We start from the raw sequence: 18,316 nt of genomic DNA, 5'->3' as shown, positions 1-18,316 counted from the left end.
AGGCGCAGACCTCCTTTTGTAATTTTATTTTTACAATTATTGTATGCCATTTTAGATATAGCTATTGAAAATACACTCTCTTCAGCGAATTTTCTCTTATTTTCTTTCCAATGTCCGAACTGCTGCCTGATAGGTTTGCTCCATTAGCATAGTAATGGTCATAGGACCAACGCCTCCAGGAACTGGTGTGATATGCCTAGCAAGTGGTGCAACGGTATCATAGTCAACATCTCCACAAAGCTTGCCATTTTCATCGCGGTTCATCCCAACGTCAATGACTACCGCACCTGGTTTCACAAAGTCAGGAGTCACAAACTTAGCACGACCGATTGCGACCACAAGAATATCTGCTTTCGCAGCCACCTTAGCAAGATTATGAGTCCTTGAGTGAGTCAAGGTCACTGTTGCATTCTTGGCCAAAAGAAGCTGAGCCATGGGTTTTCCAACGATATTTGAACGACCGATGACGACCGCATTTTTACCTTCCAAGTCAATCCCATATTCATGAAACATTTCCATAATTCCTGCAGGTGTTGATGGAATCATAACTGGATGTCCAGACCAAAGACGTCCCATATTTAGAGGATGGAAACCATCTACATCCTTTTCTGGGTCAATAGCCAATAAAACCGCCTCTTCATCAATGTGTTTTGGTAATGGTAACTGAACCAAAATCCCATGCCAAGCTGAATCTTGATTGTATTTAGCAATCAAGTCTAACAATTCCGCTTGACTAATGGTCTCTGGAACTCGCACTACTTCGCTACGGAAACCAGCCGCAAGGGCAGAACGTTCCTTGTTGCGAACGTAGACTTGGCTGGCTGGATTATCCCCAACCAAAATCACTACCAAACCAGGCACTAGACCTGTTTCTTCCTTTAATTTTGCAGTCTTTTCAGCCAACTGCCCCTGCAATTTGGCCGCTAAAGCTTTCCCATCAATAATCTGTGTCATATCAATTCTCTTTTCTTTCAAATATCTTCCATTATACCAAAAACTGTTGGTCCCCTCTAACACTTCTTTCCTAGGCAATCCTATAGTTTCAAACTATAAGAAAAAGCTCGGGTCGAGCTTTTCATTAATCTTGTCTTGAAATTTTAAAATAGATTATAAAACCTTACTCAAGAAGTCTTTAGTCCGTTGTTCTTGGGTTTGTTCAAAAATCTGCTCAGGTGTTCCATCTTCAACAACTACACCGTCTGCCATAAAGATAACACGATCTGCCACCTCACGGGCAAATCCCATTTCATGTGTTACGATAACCATAGTTATTCCTGATTTGGCAAGGTCTTGCATAACAGCCAGAACTTCTCCAACCATCTCAGGATCCAAGGCTGAAGTTGGCTCGTCAAAGAGCAAAACATCTGGTTCCATGGCCAAACCACGCGCGATGGCAATCCGTTGTTGCTGCCCACCTGACAAACTCTGTGGATAAGCAGTTGCCTTATCTGGTAAACCAACTTTTTCCAAAAGTTCTTGAGCTCTCTTCTCAGCAACAGCCTTGCTCTCACCTTTGGTCTTGATAGGTGACAAGGTGATATTTTCCATCACAGTCATATTAGGAAAGAGATTAAATTGTTGGAAAACCATGCCCATCTTCTCACGCATGGCAAACAGGTCATTCTTCTTGTCCGTAATATCGACTCCCTCAAAGATAACCTTCCCCTTGCTTGCTTCTTCCAACAAATTCATAGAGCGAAGCAAGGTAGATTTCCCGCTACCTGAAGGACCAATGATAACCACAACTTCACCTCTTTTAATCTCAAGGTTGATACCCTTCAATACTTCATTCTTTCCAAATGATTTATGTAAATTTTCAATTTTTATCAAGGTTTCTGTCATTATTTCTTATCTCCTTGTCCCATACGTTTTTCAAAAGCTTTCAAAGCCACTGTCAAAATAGAGGTCATAATCAAGTAGTAAAAGGCTGCAAATAAAAGTGGTGTCAAAGGTAGATAGGTTGTTGTAGAAACTGTTGTAGCCCCGTTCCACAACTCCATGACACCAATAGCTGATAAGAGGGAGCTATCCTTGATAATGGTGATAAATTCGTTCCCCAAAGCTGGCAAAATATTTTTGATTGCTTGTGGCAAAATCACATAGCGCATCGCATTTTTAGGACGAATCCCTAGCGAATAAGCCGCCTCTAGCTGACCTTTTGGAACCGCATTGATTCCGGCACGAACAGTCTCAGAAACATAAGCACCACTGTTCATAGAGATAATCAAAATCCCTGGAATCAAGCGAGAAAGATCGACACCCAAAATTCCAACCTGAATAGTCGGAGCATTGATATGCATAAGAGCAAAGGCAATCATAATCTGAACCATCATCGGTGTCCCACGGAAAATCCAAACGTACAAGTTGGCGAGCCAAACAAGCGGTTTAAACTTTGAACGTTGCCCAAAAGCCAAGACAACACCCAAAATAGTTCCCAAAAAGACAACACAGATAGAAATGAGAACCGTCACAACAGCCCCATAGTTAAAATAAGGTAAATACTTAGGTAAAAAAGAAAAATTCATAGTCACACTGCTTTCTAAAATAGAATACTGTATGATTATAACATGTATTGAATTAAAATTCAAACCTTTTATCCAATTTATTCAAAAAAACTTTAAGCTGGTAGAATTAGCGAGAAATCTTAGTTTTTTCTAGTCAAGTTGGCCTCCTTTATGGTAAAATAGTAACGATAAGAAATGAAGGAGAATCAAAATGGAATCACATTTGGTTAGAATCATCAACCGCCTTGAAGCAATGGCAAAAGACGGCGGAAATTTAAAACGTAATTTTGAACGCGAAGGAGTTGTTGTTGCAGAAGTTGCATACAGCCACGACGAAGAAAACGGATCAATCTTTACCCTTCGTGATGTAGAGGCTCGCGAAACTTATACTTTTGACAGCATTGACTTGATTGCAATGGAGATTTACGAACTCCTCTACTAATCTAAAACAAGCTGGGATTGTCCCTGCATGTCTAACCAAAATCCTTTTTGTCTCACAAATAGGATTTTTTTATAGTCCAAATTCACAAAAATTTTCATTGTAACAACTTCTCAAAGCTGCAATCTTTTTACTTGCTTTACAGTCCAATCCTGTTATAATGAGAGTATAGAAATTTGACTATTTTTGACCTTTAAACAGGTCAGGCTAAAGAAAGAAATGAGGTAGATGTATGCTTTGTCAAAACTGTAAAATCAACGACTCAACAATTCATCTTTACACCAATCTCAATGGAAAACAAAAACAAATTGACCTCTGTCAAAACTGCTACAAGATTATCAAGACTGATCCTAACAACAGTCTCTTTAAAGGAATGACAGATTTGAACAATCGTGACTTCGATCCCTTTGGTGATTTCTTCAATGATCTAAACAATTTCAGACCTTCTAGCAATACTCCTCCTATTCCCCCAACCCAATCAGGTGGAGGTTACGGTGGAAACGGCGGTTATGGCTCCCAAAATCGTGGACCTGCTCAAACTCCTCCACCTAGCCAAGAAAAAGGCCTACTAGAAGAATTTGGTATCAACGTAACTGAAATTGCCCGTCGTGGAGATATCGACCCCGTTATTGGACGAGATGATGAAATTATCCGTGTCATCGAAATTCTCAATCGCAGAACTAAGAATAATCCTGTTCTTATCGGTGAACCAGGTGTCGGTAAAACGGCCGTTGTCGAAGGTCTAGCTCAGAAAATCGTTGATGGCGATGTTCCACATAAACTCCAAGGAAAACAAGTCATCCGTTTGGATGTGGTTAGCTTGGTTCAAGGAACGGGTATCCGTGGACAATTTGAAGAACGCATGCAAAAACTCATGGAAGAAATTCGCAAACGTGAGGATATTATCCTCTTTATCGATGAAATCCATGAAATTGTCGGTGCAGGTTCTGCAGGCGATGGCAATATGGATGCTGGAAATATCCTCAAGCCAGCCCTCGCTCGTGGTGAACTGCAACTGGTCGGTGCTACTACCCTCAATGAATACCGTATCATTGAAAAGGATGCTGCCCTAGAGCGTCGTATGCAACCTGTTAAGGTCGATGAACCAACAGTGGAAGAAACAATCACTATCCTCAAAGGAATTCAAAAGAAATACGAAGACTACCACCACGTTCAGTATACCGATGCTGCAATTGAAGCAGCTGCAACTCTTTCCAATCGTTACATTCAAGACCGCTTCTTACCTGACAAGGCCATTGACCTCTTAGATGAAGCGGGTTCTAAGATGAACTTGACCTTGAATTTTGTCGATCCTAAAGTCATTGATCAGCGCTTGATTGAGGCTGAAAATCTCAAATCTCAAGCTACACGGGAGGAAGATTTTGAGAAGGCCGCCTACTTCCGCGACCAGATTGCCAAGTATAAGGAAATGCAAAAGAAAAAGGTTACTGACCAAGATACTCCTATCATCAGTGAGAAAACAATTGAACACATTATCGAGCAGAAAACCAACATCCCTGTTGGGGATTTGAAAGAGAAAGAACAATCTCAACTCATCCATCTAGCTGAAGACCTCAAGTCTCATGTTATTGGGCAAGACGATGCTGTCGATAAGATTGCAAAAGCTATTCGCCGTAATCGTGTCGGTCTCGGTACGCCTAACCGCCCAATTGGAAGCTTCTTATTTGTCGGCCCAACCGGTGTCGGTAAGACAGAACTTTCCAAACAACTAGCTATCGAACTCTTTGGTTCTGCTGATAGCATGATTCGCTTTGACATGAGTGAATACATGGAAAAACACAGCGTTGCTAAGTTAGTCGGTGCCCCTCCAGGTTATGTCGGCTACGATGAAGCTGGACAATTAACTGAAAAAGTCCGCCGTAATCCCTATTCTCTTATTCTCTTAGATGAAGTAGAAAAAGCCCATCCAGATGTCATGCATATGTTCCTGCAAGTCTTGGACGATGGACGTTTGACAGATGGGCAAGGACGTACCGTCAGCTTCAAGGATGCCATTATTATCATGACTTCAAATGCAGGTACAGGTAAGGCTGAAGCCAGCGTTGGATTTGGGGCAGCTCGCGAAGGACGTACCAACTCTGTTCTCGGTGAACTCGGCAACTTCTTTAGCCCAGAATTTATGAACCGTTTTGACGGCATCATCGAGTTCAAAGCTCTCAGCAAGGATAATCTCCTTCAAATCGTCGAGCTCATGCTAGCTGATGTTAATAAGCGCCTCTCTAGCAACAATATCCATCTCGATGTGACAGACAAGGTCAAGGAAAAATTGGTTGACCTCGGTTATGATCCAAAAATGGGAGCTCGCCCACTTCGTCGTACTATTCAAGACTATATTGAGGACGCAATCACTGACTACTACCTTGAAAATCCAAGCGAAAAAGACCTCAAGGCAGTGATGACTAGCAAGGGAAACATTCAAATTAAGTCTGCCAAAAAAGCTGAAGTAAAAACTTCTGAAACAGAAAAATAAATACTATATAAAAGGAGTAGAAAATGAAATGTTTCTGCTTCTTTTTTACTAAAATAACTGTAATTTCTTGACAGCTCGGACTTTCTCCATTATGATAATAATAACGATACTAGATAATGAGGAAAATGCAATGGTGAACCCAACTTTCGGAGAAAAAAAAGCGAATACAGACTATATTTCACGTTACGGTGTATATGCAGTTATCCCTGACGCTGAACAGAAACAAATAGTTCTTGTTCAAGCACCTAATGGCGCTTGGTTCTTACCAGGTGGCGAAATTGAAGCAGGTGAAAATCATCAGGAGGCCCTAAAACGTGAGTTGATTGAAGAGCTTGGCTTCACAGCTGAAATTGGTACCTATTACGGACAAGCTGACGAATATTTCTACTCTCGTCACCGCGACACCTACTACTACAATCCTGCTTACCTCTATGAAGCTACTTCTTTCAAAGAAGTTCAAAAACCACTAGAAGACTTTAATCATATTGCCTGGTTCCCTATTGATGAGGCTATGGAAAATCTCAAACGTGGTAGTCATAAATGGGCCATCCAATCTTGGAAAAAACAGCATAAGATTGACTAATACTTTTAGAAAATCAAATTCAAACCACGTCAGCTTCGCCTTGCCGTAGATATAGTCACTGACTTCGTCAGTCTTATCTACAACCTCAAAACTGTGTTTTGAGCAACCTGCGGCTAGCTTCCTAGTTTGCTCTTTGATTTTCATTGAGTATAAATCAAGCTACTTTATTTAAAAAGTGCTATAATAGAATTAGAAAATCGGAGGGAATGTTATGAAGCTTATCAATACGACAAACTCACACTCGCAACTTGTAAAAAGCCAGCTAGAAAGTACAGATGCAACCCTTGTTGAGGTCTATTCTGCTGGAAATACTGATGTTATTTTTACCCAAGCTCCGCTTCACTATGAAGTCCTCATTTCAAATAAACACCGTGCTATTCGCGAAACCGAAATCGAAGCCATCCAAGAGTTTTTCTTGAAACGTAAAATTGATAAGGACTCTATTGATGAGACCAATATCAAAACCCTCTACTCAGAAAAATTAATTGGGATTTCGATTCCAATCAAATAAAATTTTGGAGAGATTAGAAAGCTATTGAACCTTATAGACCAGACATAGGTTCTGACTTGCTTTTTAAATCGTCTCCAATTTTTTATCTTGAGATCTTATCATACAAGATTTTATAGACAAATAATAAAAAAGATTTGATTCTGCTTCTCACACAATCAAATCTTTTTGGCTCTATAATATTTGTAGTGGGTAAATCCCCTATGGATATTATGGAGCCTATTTTGTTGTAGAAAAAAAGTCCCATAAGATCTATAATGAAAAGCAACCAAACCATCATTAGAAAGAATCCTATGGAACAATTACATTTTATCACAAAATTACTAGACATTAAAGACCCAAATATCCAAATTATGGATGTCATTAATAGGAATACCCACAAGGAAATCATCGCTAAACTGGACTACGACGCTCCATCTTGTCCTGAGTGTGGAAGTCAAATGAAGAAATATGACTTCCAAAAACCGTCTAAGGTTCCTTACCTTGAAACGACTGGTATGCCTACTAGAATTCTCCTTAGAAAACGTCGATTCAAGTGCTATCATTGCTCGAAAATGATGGTAGCTGAGACTTCTCTCGTCAAGAAGAATCACCAAATCCCTCGTATCATCAACCAAAAGATTGCCCAGAAGCTAATTGAGAAGACTTCTATGACCGATATTGCCCGTCAGCTGTCTATTTCAACTTCAACTGTTATTCGCAAGCTCAATGACTTCTGTTTTAAGTCTGATTTTTCTTACCTCCCTGAGATTATGTCCTGGGACGAATATGCCTTCACTAAGGGAAAGATGAGTTTCATTGCTCAAGATTTTGATAAGCTCAATATTATCACTGTTCTTGAGGGTAGAACACAAACTATCATAAGAAATCATTTTCTGCGCTACAATCGCTCTGTTCGTTGTCAGGTGAAAATCATTACTATGGATATGTTTAGTCCTTACTATGACTTGGCTAAACATCTTTTTCCGTATGCCAAAATCGTTCTAGATCGCTTCCACATTGTACAACATCTTAGCCGTGCTATGAGTCGTGTTCGTGTCCAAATCATGAAGCAATTTGAGCGAAAATCTCATGAATATAAGGCTATCAAGCGCTACTGGAAACTCATTCAACAGGATAGCCGTAAACTGAGTGATAAGCGATTTTATCGCCCTACTTTTCGCATGCACTTAACCAATAAAGAGATTATTGACAAGCTTTTGAGCTATTCAGAAGACTTGAAACACCACTATCATCTCTATCAACTCTTGCTTTTTCACTTTCAGAATAAGGAACCGGAGAAATTTTTCGGACTCATTGAGGAAAATCTAAAGAAAGTTCATCCTCTTTTTAAGACTGTCTTTAAAACCTTTCTAAAGGACAAAGAGAAAATCGTCAATGCCCTTCAGTTACCCTATTCTAATGCCAAATTAGAAGCAACCAATAATCTCATCAAACTTATCAAACGCAATGCCTTTGGTTTTCGGAACTTTGAAAACTTCAAAAAACGGATTTTTATCGCTCTGAATATCAAAAAAGAAAGGACGAAATTTGTCCTTTCTCGAGCTTAGCTTTTCTTCAACCCACTACAGTTGACAAAGAGCCATCTTTTTTATTATTTTAGAAACGAATTGTTTCACGTGTTTTCTCATATGAGGTAACAAAGCGGTTGGTTACACCAGGCTCTGCCACTTCCAATGCTTGAGAAATCTTGTCAAACGAAGCATGATAATCAAATTCTTTCTCAAAAATATCTAAAGCTTCATTGAAGGCTTCTTGAATGCGTTCATCAAATGAGCGGTAGCGGTTAGAATATTGCAAGAGTTGTTCTGTCAAGGTTGCATATTGTACAATATTATAAGTTTCCGCCTCAAGCTCTTCCATATCATTCGTTGCAATTTCAAGAATACGGTTAACTGACTCTATATTAACTAAGTTTTGTTCTAATTCAGCCATTAAATCTTCCGTATTATTACTTGCTGTAAAGAATAACTTCAAGAAAGTTTGTGGAATACCAGGTAGGTTCCGTTTTTCCATATATCTCTTGATGGTATGGAGACGATTAACATATACATTTGCCTTTTGACGTGCATTGATATCATCTTTTTCAATCTGAGCAAGACGTTGACTAAGTTCAACTTGTTCATCCTCAATTTCTTTCAAAGTCGCTTGTAAGTTTTCCAAACGTTCTTCAAGTAATGAATATGGCTCAGAATGTTCCTCTTGTTCTGAAGTTAATTCTAATACAGATTCTTCCAAAGACTCTAACTCAGCTTGCAATCTATGAACATGACTTGCATCTGACTCAGAAAGTAAATAGTTCTTGCTCAAACGCTCAATATCTTCTATCAATAAAGCATTATTTTCCTTCATATGTTGCAGATAAGTAGGAAGTGTTGCTACTAAACCTTCTACCACTTTCTGTGCTGCAATTTCTCTTGTAAAGATATCGTAAAGTGCATTAATCTCTTCTTGGATTTGAGTATTTTCGTACTCGGCATTATCCAATTCTAGTTTAGCAATATTCTCATGATTTTTCTTGAGAGCCTCATAAAGCAGTTGGAAACGCGCTTCGATATCTGTCTCAGCAAAATAATAGTTGGCATCTAAGAGCTTACGGTAACCATCTTCTAAATCTTCTAGTTGATCTGGTAGCTCTTTAGATAATGTTGTTACAATTGCTGGTATACGATCAACAATATGTGTCAAAGCCAAGATATGATTTTCAGCATTATCCAAAATCACAGCAGCTTCTACTGGGTCACCAGATGAATTTAAAGTTACAAACTGAGAAAACTCTGATTGGATATTTTCCAATTGTTTTTCGATTTCAGACAAACCTTGTCCATATTCTTCAGAATGATCAGCAACTCGGTGTTGCAACTCTTCAAACAAGTCCAAGGTATGAAGAACACGTCCACTATTTTTAGACTCTTGTTTCTCCAAATCTGCCAAGGCATTGCGAATTGCCGCAATATCTTCTTCAATCAAGGTAATTTGACTCTCGATTTGATCAATTTGATGACTGGCCTTGAAAAAACGGAATGAGTTATTGTAGCCTTCTGCCTCGAAAAGATTATTTTCGATATCGGCAAAAGAATTAAGAGATAGGTCAACCCATTTTTGATTCCATTCACGGAAAGTCACCTGACTTTGTCCAATCAAGTGCATATTTTTTACAGCTTCAACTTCATCATTAACTGGAAGATTGTAAAGCTCTTCTTTTTTCTCTTCTAAAATTGCTAATTTACTTTCATTGCGTTTCCGTACATAAATTGCTATAGCATATGAAATCAGCAATATAATTGCAATTGCAATTATAAGATATACTACTAGACTACCAGACATATTAAACTCCTTTTTAACTTGAAACAATCGTAATGATTATATCATATTTTTTAGACCAAGGGAACTACTTCTCCCGATTTTTTAGACATCAAGTGTACTATAGACAGCATTTTCTTCGATAAACTCACGACGAGGCTCTACTCGATCCCCCATCAACATATCAAAGATTTTATCTGCTTCTGCAGCATCATCCACAGAAACTCTGGCCATCAAGCGATGTTCGGGATCCATGGTTGTTTCCCATAACTGATGGTCGTCCATTTCACCTAGACCCTTATAACGCTGAATAGTTGGTTTGGTACGACCTTCACTATAACGGGCTAAAGCTTCTTGGAGTTTAATTTCTTGATCTGCACCTGGCTGAATGTATTCTTTAATCTCGCTTCCAACCTTGACACCATAGATTGGTGGTTGGGCAATATAAACATAACCAGCTTCTAGGATTGGTTTCATATAACGATAAATCAAGGTTAAAAGAAGGGTACGAATGTGGGCTCCATCGACATCGGCATCGGTCATCAAAACGAGCTTTTGGTAACGAGCTTTTGAAACATCAAATTCTGCTCCAAATCCTGTTCCCATGGCTGTGAAAAGACTACGAATTTCTTCGTTGGCTAGAATCTTATCCATGCTAGCTTTTTCAACGTTCAAGATTTTACCGCGAATTGGCAAGATAGCTTGGAATTCACGGTTACGACCAGATTTGGCCGATCCACCCGCTGAGTCTCCCTCGACGATGAAGAGTTCTGTTTCAGCAGGATTGTTAGAAGAACAGTCTGCTAGTTTCCCTGGAAGGTTGGAAATCTCCAAACCAGATTTTTTACGAGTAACTTCACGCGCACGCTTGGCAGCCACACGAGCCTTAGCAGCTAAAATCCCTTTTTCCACGATACGCTTGGCGATCTGTGGATTTTCCATAAGGAAATCAGAGAAGGCATCACTGAAGAGGCGATTGGTAATCTTGACCACTTCACTGTTTCCCAGTTTGGTCTTGGTTTGCCCTTCAAACTGTGGATTTGGGTGCTTAACTGAAATCACCGCAGTTAATCCTTCACGGACATCTTCTCCTGTCAGGTTGTCTTCATTGTCTTTCAGTAACTTATTTTTACGAGCATAATCGTTGATAACACGAGTCAGTGCTGTACGGAAACCTTGCTCATGCGTTCCACCTTCATGTGTATGAATATTATTGGCGAAACTCATGACATTTTCATGGTAACCAGTTGTGTACTGCATGGCTACTTCAACTGTGATATCATCCATCTCACCGTCTGTATAGATTGGTGTATCAAAGATTACATCCTTGTTCTCGTTGATATACTCAACATAACTAGCAATCCCACCTTCATAATGGTAATGCTTGGTTTGTTCCAAACCTTCACGCTTATCTGTAATTGAAATTTGAAGACCGCGATTTAGAAAGGCCAACTCTTGAATCCGTTTATTTAATTTATCGAAATCAAAGGTTGTTGTTTCCGTAAAGATTTCTGGGTCTGGGGTGAAGTGAACCGTTGTTCCAGTTCTATCTGTGTCCCCAACCACCTCAAGGTCTGCGACAACATGACCACGACGGTATTCTTGATAATGAATTTTACCGTTTTTGTGGACATGAACGTCTAATTGAGTGGAAAGGGCATTAACTACTGATGACCCCACTCCATGAAGACCACCTGAAACCTTGTATCCGCCACCGCCAAACTTTCCTCCAGCGTGAAGGACAGTAAAGACAGTCTCAACGGCAGGTCGACCTGTTTTTTGCTGAATATCGACTGGGATACCACGTCCATCATCAACAACAGTAATCGAATTATCTGGCTCAATAAAGACTTGAATATGGCTGGCAAATCCTGCCAAGGCCTCGTCGATTGAGTTATCAACAATTTCCCAGACTAGATGGTGAAGACCTTCTTTTGAGGTTGACCCTATATACATCCCTGGACGCATACGAACAGCCTCTAAGCCCTCTAAAACTTGAATTTGACTGGCATCATAATCCTGTGCCTGCAGATTTTTGATTTCTTCTGTCATCTTATTCCTTTTTCTTACATGTCTAATACTTGTCTTAAATTCACGATACTGGTAAACAAGTGGGTATCCAATCCTGCTGCTTGACCTGCTTCGATATCAATCGACCGATCACCAATAACAAGACCAGAGCTAATCTGATACTTTTCTCTTAAATAAATCATAGACTCAGGATTTGGTTTTCTCTTAAAGCCTGAGCTAGAAGTGACTACTTCTGTAAAATAAGCTGCTATAGAGGTTTTTTCTAAAATTTCTAAGACCTGATCATTTCTGTGAGAAACCAAGAAATGACGCCCACCTTGATTTGAAATGTCCTCCAATAAGTCAGAAACTCCATCAAATAAAATCGGATGTTCAAGCTCTCTGGCTTCATTTTCCTTGTACTTTTCTAAAAAATGTTCTAAGTTGGGAGCGAATGTCTCAATCGCAAAATCAGTAGAAACCTTTAAAGCCTGATAGACACTGTCATGATCTTGTGTGATACCATACAGCGCTAATGTTTCAACAAATGCAGCTGTTGAAGTTTCATAATTATCCAGTAAAGTTCCACCTAAATCCCAGATATAATCGTGATTTTTCATAGCTTTCATTATACCATTTTTTCGTTAAAAAAGCGATGATTTCCCTGAGTTTTCCACATAAAAAAACGAGAGGTTGACTCCCGTTTTACTGATTTTTACCAAAGACATCTCGATAGAGCATTCCTGTTCGTAAACTCTCTGCGTCCCCTCCTAACTGCTCCACCAACTCGTAGGCAAAGGCAAGGGCTGTAGAGGGACCTCGACTGGTTGTCAAATGACCATCTACCACTACTGTTTCCTTGACATATTGACCATCAAGGATTTGCTCTTGAACGCCATCATAACAAGTGTACTGCTTGTTTTTCAATACCCCTGCTTGATTGAGGGCAATTGGTGCCGCACAAATGGCTGCCAGTTTCTTTCCTTTTTGCTCGAAGCTTTGCAATTCTTGAATCAAGGCCTGATTGTCACGCAAATGTGCAGAACCAGGCATCCCTCCAGGAAGGACAATCATGTCATAGTCTGATAAATCACCATCAAAGACACGATCCGCTCTTACTTGGATTGCGTGCGAACCTGTCACTTGCTCTTCAAAACCAACCATATCACAAGCGATATTGGCACGACGCAAAACATCCACAACTGTCAAAGCTTCAATTTCTTCAAAGCCCTGAGCTAACATAACTGCTACTTTAACCATGATTTTCTCCTTATTTGATTCGTTTTAATACAACCTTTTTCCGCTTGAATCGGACTTTTCCACTCTTTTCTTCAGCTAGATTGGTTTGATAACTCATCGATAAAAGCAAACCAACACCGATCAAATTACTAATAATAGCCGATCCTCCTTGCGAAATAAAAGGCAGTGGAATCCCAGTCAGAGGAAGCAAGCCCGTCACAGCGCCGATATTTTCAAAGATGTGGAAGAGCAACATCATAATCAAACCTGTGGAAATATAAGTGTAGAACTGGTTATTTGATTTAAGAGTAATCTTCAACATACGGTAAATCAGCATGAGGTAAAGGGCAATAACAAGGACAGAGCCAATAAAGCCAAAATCTTCTGCGATCACCGTGAAAATCATATCCGACTCACGAACTGGAATAAGCAGATTCGAAGCATTAAACCCTTGACCAAATAAGCCACCACTTCCAATGGCAATCTGTCCTTGAGCCTGCTGGTAAGTGGTTGTTTGGGCAAAGTCAAATGGATTAAGCCAAGCCAAGATACGATTGATTTGGTAGGTCGGCATCCCCAATTGATGGAGAAAAGCCCGACCACCCTTACTGATAAAAATGACTAAGAATCCAGCAACTCCTGTTACAGCAGTCACAAATACTGGAATAATAATTTTCCAAGAAACTCCTGATAACAAGACGATTCCTGAGAAAATAGCTACAAAAACCAAAGCCGTCCCTAAGTCACTTTGAAGTGCCAAAAGAACTAGGACTGGAATAGTAAAGACAATCATCCAAAAAATTAATAAAAAGTCCAGCGGAACTGTACGTTGCCATTCCTTATGTTTCTTTGTAAATTGGACAATGACACGAGCCAACATGAGGATATAGGATATCTTCATAAATTCTGACGGTTGGAATAGGGTAATTCCATTTATTGATACCCAGTTTTTGGCACCCGTTGATGCAACTAGACTTGGATTATAAAAGACGATCGGCAGAACCATGAGTCCCAAGCCTAAAATATATAGAAAAGGGGTCACTTTCCAAAGAAATTCTGTATTAAAGAGCATGACCACAAAACCAATCACAAGCCCCAAGGCAATCCAGGCGACCTGCTGTCCTAAAATGGGCAAAATATTATTGGGATAATCATGACTAACGGCTATATAAATAGCCACCACGCCGATAACCAGTAGGAAAAACACTGGCAATAGCAAACTATAATCGACTCTAGAGTCGAGAGAACGTTTCATATATACTAACCTTATACTTTCATACAATACTATTTATCAAAGTTCATTTAAAAATTTATCAACAGCCTCATCAACTTCGGATCGAGAGACGGTTTTAACAGTCGCTTCTTTTGCTAGAGAAGTCACAATTTGCTTGCCGTATTGTTTTCCAACAATTCTTCTATCCAGAATGAGGGTTAAGGAACGTTGGTGTTCACGTCTCATACTTCTTCCCAAAGCCTGTTTTAAACGAATAATAGCCATAGGCAATTGATAATCATAAAAGGCATTTTTCCCTTCTTGAATTAGTTCCTGATTGATCTTTTTCGTCAAGGGCTCTTGGGGATTTTGGAAAGGAAGTCTTGGTACAACTTGAATCACAAAAGGATGGCTTGAAAAATCAACTCCTTCCCAGAAACTTGCTGCACCAAGCAGGATTTGTTGTTCTCCTTTTTCAAAGCGTTTCTTCAGTTGATGAACATCCCCATTTTTATACTGGGCCAGATGGCTAACTGGAAGTAAATCCGATACTGCTAGAAGCATGTCTTTGGCAGTAAAGAGAACCAAAATCGGTTGTTGGAAAGCTTGAACATCCATCAGCAAATCAGCTACCTCTTTGGCATAGACTTCTATGGAAGTTTCTGTTACTAGAGGGAAATCTTTGACCAAGACCACTTCTTGATCCTGTTTTTTACCAGCTTCAATCTTGACAAATTTGGCTTCAGGATAGCCTAAAAGGTCTGCCAAAGAAACCCTCTGACTAATCTCAAGAGTGGCCGACACTCCCAAGACTTGACATGAATCAGGCACTAAGGAAGATAGAAGAATACGGCCTGATTTTGTAGAAGAAATTTGAATTTTCTTCTGACTCGTTTCAGTTGCTTCAAGCCAGTAATCACCTTCAGCCGTAAAATAGCGAACCAGTTCCTCAAATCCCTCTACCTCTAATTCTGAAAAATACTGGTGGAGATTGGCAAGAGAATCTAAGATATTTTTTCGATATTTACCAGACTGAAATTGTTCTATCAAGTAGAGACACTCAAAGCGAATACTTTCTAGTATTCGTTGTTGAATCCTATTTTCTTCTCCTACTAAAGCCTTATCAACTAAATCAATAATAGACTGGATATCGTAGGTCTCTTGAAGCAGATTTTCTAGGGCCAACAAAACTTTTTGGACTTCATCAATAATCAATAAACGGTCACTGACAAATTCAGGATTATCTTCCAGTCTGGTTACAAGATAGGCATGATTGGTCACTAAGAGCTTGCAAGTCTCTGCTCTTTCTTGACTACGTTTCCAAAAATCTTCCGTCACAAATAAGCTCTGGATTGATAAATTCCCATCATGACGAAGGTCTCTTAGAAAATGTTGGTAACGGTAGAGTTGACCAATCTCATCCAAATCCCCGGTTTCTGTCTCTGTCAGCCAAACCAAGAGTTGCATTTTAAAGCGTCTAAATAAGCGATTTTCATCATTTTCCTGTAAGGAACGATAAAAGGCATCCAACTTCAGGTAATTCTGTGGCCCCTTTAAACTATGGATATCTGTATGGAATACTTCCTTGAGACCTTTACCTTCTTCTTCCATGATTTGATTTTGAAGAATCTTTGTCGGAACACTAAGAACAATTTGACGCTCTTTTACTTGGGACAAAGCGGGTAAGAGATAGCCATAAGTTTTCCCAATTCCAGTTGGCGCTTGAATTAATGATACAGGCTCATCTTTCAATAGCAAGCCAACCTCTTTAGCAAAACTTTCTTGTTCCTCCCTCATTTCAAGGTTCAATAGAGAAATATTTTTAGAAAAATCTTGAGATAGTTTTCGTGTCTCCAGAGGAGATGCAGTTTTCTTGAAATACAGTCCTTGAACTTCGACCAAGTCTGGAGAAGTCAGGATAGATTGATTTCTATAAATTTCCTCAATAACCAGGTAGGACTCATATAGGAGGGCATCAGCCATTTCCAGCAAGCGTTCCAAGAGACCTTTAGGAAGCTGGGCCATCTTTTCCCGTAGAAATAAGAGTAATTCCGCAGTAGCTTGGGCATCTGAAAGGGCTGTATGAGCGTGTTTTAAAGGAATTCCTAATTCCTGGCACAAAATCGGCAAACTATATTTTTCCAGTTCAGGGAAAAAGACCTGTGCCAATTCGACCGTGTCAACACGAGGATTTCTTAGTTCATAGCCTTCAAAAAATAAATTTTCCGCCAAGAGATTGGCATCAAACTGAACATTGTGGGCTACAAAAATCCCATCCTTCACCAAGTCAAAGATTTTTCTAGCAACTTGCGAAAAATCAGGTGCTTGCGCCAGACGTTGGTCTGTCAATCCTGTCAGTTCTTTGATATGAGCATCCAAGGGTTCATGTGGATTGACATCCGTCGTATAGTGATCGACGATTTCTCCGTCCTCAATCACGACAATTCCCACTTGGATAATTTTAGCCTTACTACCTGTGCTAGTTGCCTCTAAATCCACCACAACATAGCGATTACCAATCGTTTTCATTATAAAAAATTATACCAAAAAAAGGGCCATTTGGCACCTGCAAACATGGGATAATTTTCAAACTCAAGAACACTACTTGTCTTAAAAATTCCCAGTAAACAGAGCATCCTAGCCTACTGATTTTTTAAAAATATTGGAGAATAAGAAAAATTGAGAGAAGAAATGTTTGCATCTTCCTTCTCTCAACGAATCATTTACTTTATTTAACCATGTCAGGATCGTAGTCATAAAATCCTGTATCAAGGAAACGGTTTTTAGGGTGTAACTTACGCACTTCTTCATCCAGCAAGAAAGCTTGGTCATGGCTAAAGTTGCCCTCTTGGATCAAGCTACGCGCTTGGATAAAGAGTTTGGCAATCTCAACAAAGTTTTGACCTGGAGTATAAAGTCCTTCTAATTTCCAATGGGTAAAACCATGCTCCACCAATTCTGTCAATTTGGTCATCAAATCAAGGTCATTGTTGGCAAAGATGTGGGTACCATGATTATCTTCAAAAATGGAATAGTGGCTCTCTGGGTCACTTGGCTCAGCCAAGAAGAGGTCACGCTTGCGCGTTTTTTCATCATCGATGTGCGTAAAGTTATAGTAGTTTTGCAAGAGCGGACGCTTAGAATGATGGATGACACTAGCACCGTAAACCAAAACTTCAGCAGGAATTTCCAAAATCTCTGGCATTTTGAAAAGTTCAGCTGATGGAATTTCACGCGCCAAAACAGCCTCAGATGCGCCAGCCTTTTGTCCCCAGAAGTTAATCTGGCGACTGCTAGTTACCATAGTCGAAGCATCATAGATGGTCTTAAAGGAATAACCATCGCGATTGACCACATAAAAGACACCTGCATCCCCAATCGTAATGTAGTCTGTCTTGATTTCTTCCAAAAAGTCTAAGAAAGGCTTGATACGGTCCATCATATCTTGGTGCATGAGGGCATTGACTGCAACGATCAATTCCTTACCAGCATCATGAACCAGATTAGCGATTTCACGCAATTGGTCATGACTAAAGGTTGTTGGCAGACGAAGGCCAAAATCTTTCTCACCGACATAGATACGGTCTACGCCAGCTTCGAGCAGTTGTTTAACTTGTTCAATACTTTCAGCAGTTGCTGTAATGATAATCTTTTCCATAAGAAAAATTATACCATATTTCTAGCAAATCAGCCAAGACTTATCAGAGTTTTACAAATAGGAATTATTTCAGGCTAATTTCTCAAAGTGACTTCCACTTGACTTACCAAAGTGGGAATTAGTCTAATACTCTTCAAACCACGTCAGCTTTATCTGCAACCTCAAAGCAGTGCTTTGAGCAACCTGAGGCTAGCTTCCTAGTTTGCTCTTTGTTTTGCATTGAGTATAAAACGGATTTTTATAAAAATAACTAGATGAAAGGCAAACCCAGAAGCATAAGAGAGCTCGCCAGTAACAATTTACTTTGTACACTATCCATAAATAGCAAACATCTCAAGCTCCATTAATCTTCAAAACATCATAGATAA

The 18,316-nt window shown here is 39.6% G+C and carries 15 protein-coding genes and 1 pseudogene; 5 read left to right on the top strand and 11 right to left on the bottom strand.

Annotation, left to right across the window (positions count from 1 at the left end; genetic code table 11):
• Window positions 1-96: 96 nt before the first annotated feature.
• The 3 genes from AXK38_03615 to AXK38_03605 form a co-directional block, all read right to left on the bottom strand.
• Window positions 97-954, bottom strand: coding sequence for a bifunctional 5,10-methylene-tetrahydrofolate dehydrogenase/5,10-methylene-tetrahydrofolate cyclohydrolase (locus tag AXK38_03615; GenBank protein AMH88393.1), 858 nt, complete (start codon window positions 952-954; stop codon window positions 97-99).
• A gap of 153 nt (window positions 955-1,107) precedes the next feature.
• Window positions 1,108-1,842, bottom strand: coding sequence for a glutamine ABC transporter ATP-binding protein (gene glnQ / locus AXK38_03610; protein ID AMH88392.1), 735 nt, complete (start codon window positions 1,840-1,842; stop codon window positions 1,108-1,110).
• Window positions 1,842-2,525, bottom strand: coding sequence for a glutamine ABC transporter permease (locus AXK38_03605; protein ID AMH88391.1), 684 nt, complete (start codon window positions 2,523-2,525; stop codon window positions 1,842-1,844). The genes glnQ and AXK38_03605 overlap by 1 nt, the downstream gene beginning before the upstream one ends.
• A gap of 190 nt (window positions 2,526-2,715) precedes the next feature.
• Between AXK38_03605 and AXK38_03600 the strand changes: the two genes are divergently transcribed.
• The 3 genes from AXK38_03600 to AXK38_03590 all read left to right on the top strand — a co-directional run bounded on the left by AXK38_03600 (window position 2,716) and on the right by AXK38_03590 (window position 6,017).
• Window positions 2,716-2,946, top strand: coding sequence for a hypothetical protein (locus AXK38_03600; protein AMH88390.1), 231 nt, complete (start codon window positions 2,716-2,718; stop codon window positions 2,944-2,946).
• A 229-nt stretch (window positions 2,947-3,175) separates the two neighbouring features.
• Window positions 3,176-5,434: an ATP-dependent Clp protease ATP-binding subunit gene (locus AXK38_03595; protein ID AMH88389.1), complete on the top strand. Its 2,259-nt coding sequence runs from the start codon at window positions 3,176-3,178 to the stop codon at window positions 5,432-5,434.
• A 130-nt stretch (window positions 5,435-5,564) separates the two neighbouring features.
• Window positions 5,565-6,017, top strand: a complete 453-nt coding sequence (locus tag AXK38_03590; GenBank protein AMH88388.1) for an NUDIX hydrolase — start codon at window positions 5,565-5,567, stop codon at window positions 6,015-6,017.
• A 9-nt stretch (window positions 6,018-6,026) separates the two neighbouring features.
• Here the strand turns inward: AXK38_03590 and AXK38_03585 are convergent.
• Window positions 6,027-6,161 (bottom strand): annotated as a pseudogene (locus AXK38_03585) (hypothetical protein).
• 67 nt (window positions 6,162-6,228) lie between these two features.
• On the opposite strand from AXK38_03585, the gene AXK38_03580 reads away from it, so the two are divergent.
• Together AXK38_03580 and AXK38_03575 are read left to right on the top strand one after the other, a co-directional pair.
• Window positions 6,229-6,528, top strand: coding sequence for a ribose-5-phosphate isomerase (locus AXK38_03580; GenBank protein ID AMH88387.1), 300 nt, complete (start codon window positions 6,229-6,231; stop codon window positions 6,526-6,528).
• A 290-nt stretch (window positions 6,529-6,818) separates the two neighbouring features.
• Window positions 6,819-8,075 (top strand): transposase, encoded by a 1,257-nt coding sequence (locus AXK38_03575; GenBank protein AMH89620.1) that lies wholly within the window; start codon window positions 6,819-6,821, stop codon window positions 8,073-8,075.
• A gap of 49 nt (window positions 8,076-8,124) precedes the next feature.
• On the opposite strand, the gene AXK38_03570 is transcribed toward AXK38_03575, so the two are convergent.
• From AXK38_03570 to AXK38_03540, 7 genes are all read right to left on the bottom strand, one after another.
• The gene (locus tag AXK38_03570) at window positions 8,125-9,852 is read right to left on the bottom strand and encodes a septation ring formation regulator EzrA (GenBank protein AMH88386.1); all 1,728 of its coding nucleotides are present in this window, start codon (window positions 9,850-9,852) and stop codon (window positions 8,125-8,127) included.
• Window positions 9,853-9,933: 81 nt separating this feature from the next.
• Window positions 9,934-11,880, bottom strand: coding sequence for a DNA topoisomerase IV subunit B (gene gyrB / locus AXK38_03565; GenBank protein AMH88385.1), 1,947 nt, complete (start codon window positions 11,878-11,880; stop codon window positions 9,934-9,936).
• 14 nt (window positions 11,881-11,894) lie between these two features.
• Window positions 11,895-12,458 carry a DNA gyrase subunit B gene (locus AXK38_03560; GenBank protein ID AMH89619.1) on the bottom strand — a complete coding sequence of 188 codons (564 nt, stop codon included), beginning with the start codon at window positions 12,456-12,458 and terminating at the stop codon, window positions 11,895-11,897.
• A gap of 85 nt (window positions 12,459-12,543) precedes the next feature.
• Window positions 12,544-13,098, bottom strand: coding sequence for a 4-methyl-5(B-hydroxyethyl)-thiazole monophosphate biosynthesis protein (locus tag AXK38_03555; GenBank protein ID AMH88384.1), 555 nt, complete (start codon window positions 13,096-13,098; stop codon window positions 12,544-12,546).
• Window positions 13,099-13,108: 10 nt separating this feature from the next.
• Complete coding sequence (locus AXK38_03550; protein AMH88383.1) at window positions 13,109-14,332, bottom strand: rod shape-determining protein RodA; 1,224 nt, start codon at window positions 14,330-14,332, stop codon at window positions 13,109-13,111.
• Window positions 14,333-14,368: 36 nt separating this feature from the next.
• Window positions 14,369-16,819 carry an ATP-dependent DNA helicase gene (locus AXK38_03545; protein AMH88382.1) on the bottom strand — a complete coding sequence of 817 codons (2,451 nt, stop codon included), beginning with the start codon at window positions 16,817-16,819 and terminating at the stop codon, window positions 14,369-14,371.
• 199 nt (window positions 16,820-17,018) lie between these two features.
• Window positions 17,019-17,948 (bottom strand): peptidase U32, encoded by a 930-nt coding sequence (locus AXK38_03540; protein ID AMH88381.1) that lies wholly within the window; start codon window positions 17,946-17,948, stop codon window positions 17,019-17,021.
• Window positions 17,949-18,316 lie beyond the last annotated feature (368 nt).

Origin of the sequence: Streptococcus mitis, from assembly GCA_001560895.1 — a bacterium.
Lineage (GTDB): Bacteria > Bacillota > Bacilli > Lactobacillales > Streptococcaceae > Streptococcus > Streptococcus mitis_Q.
This window is presented reverse-complemented; position numbering and strand designations above follow the sequence as displayed.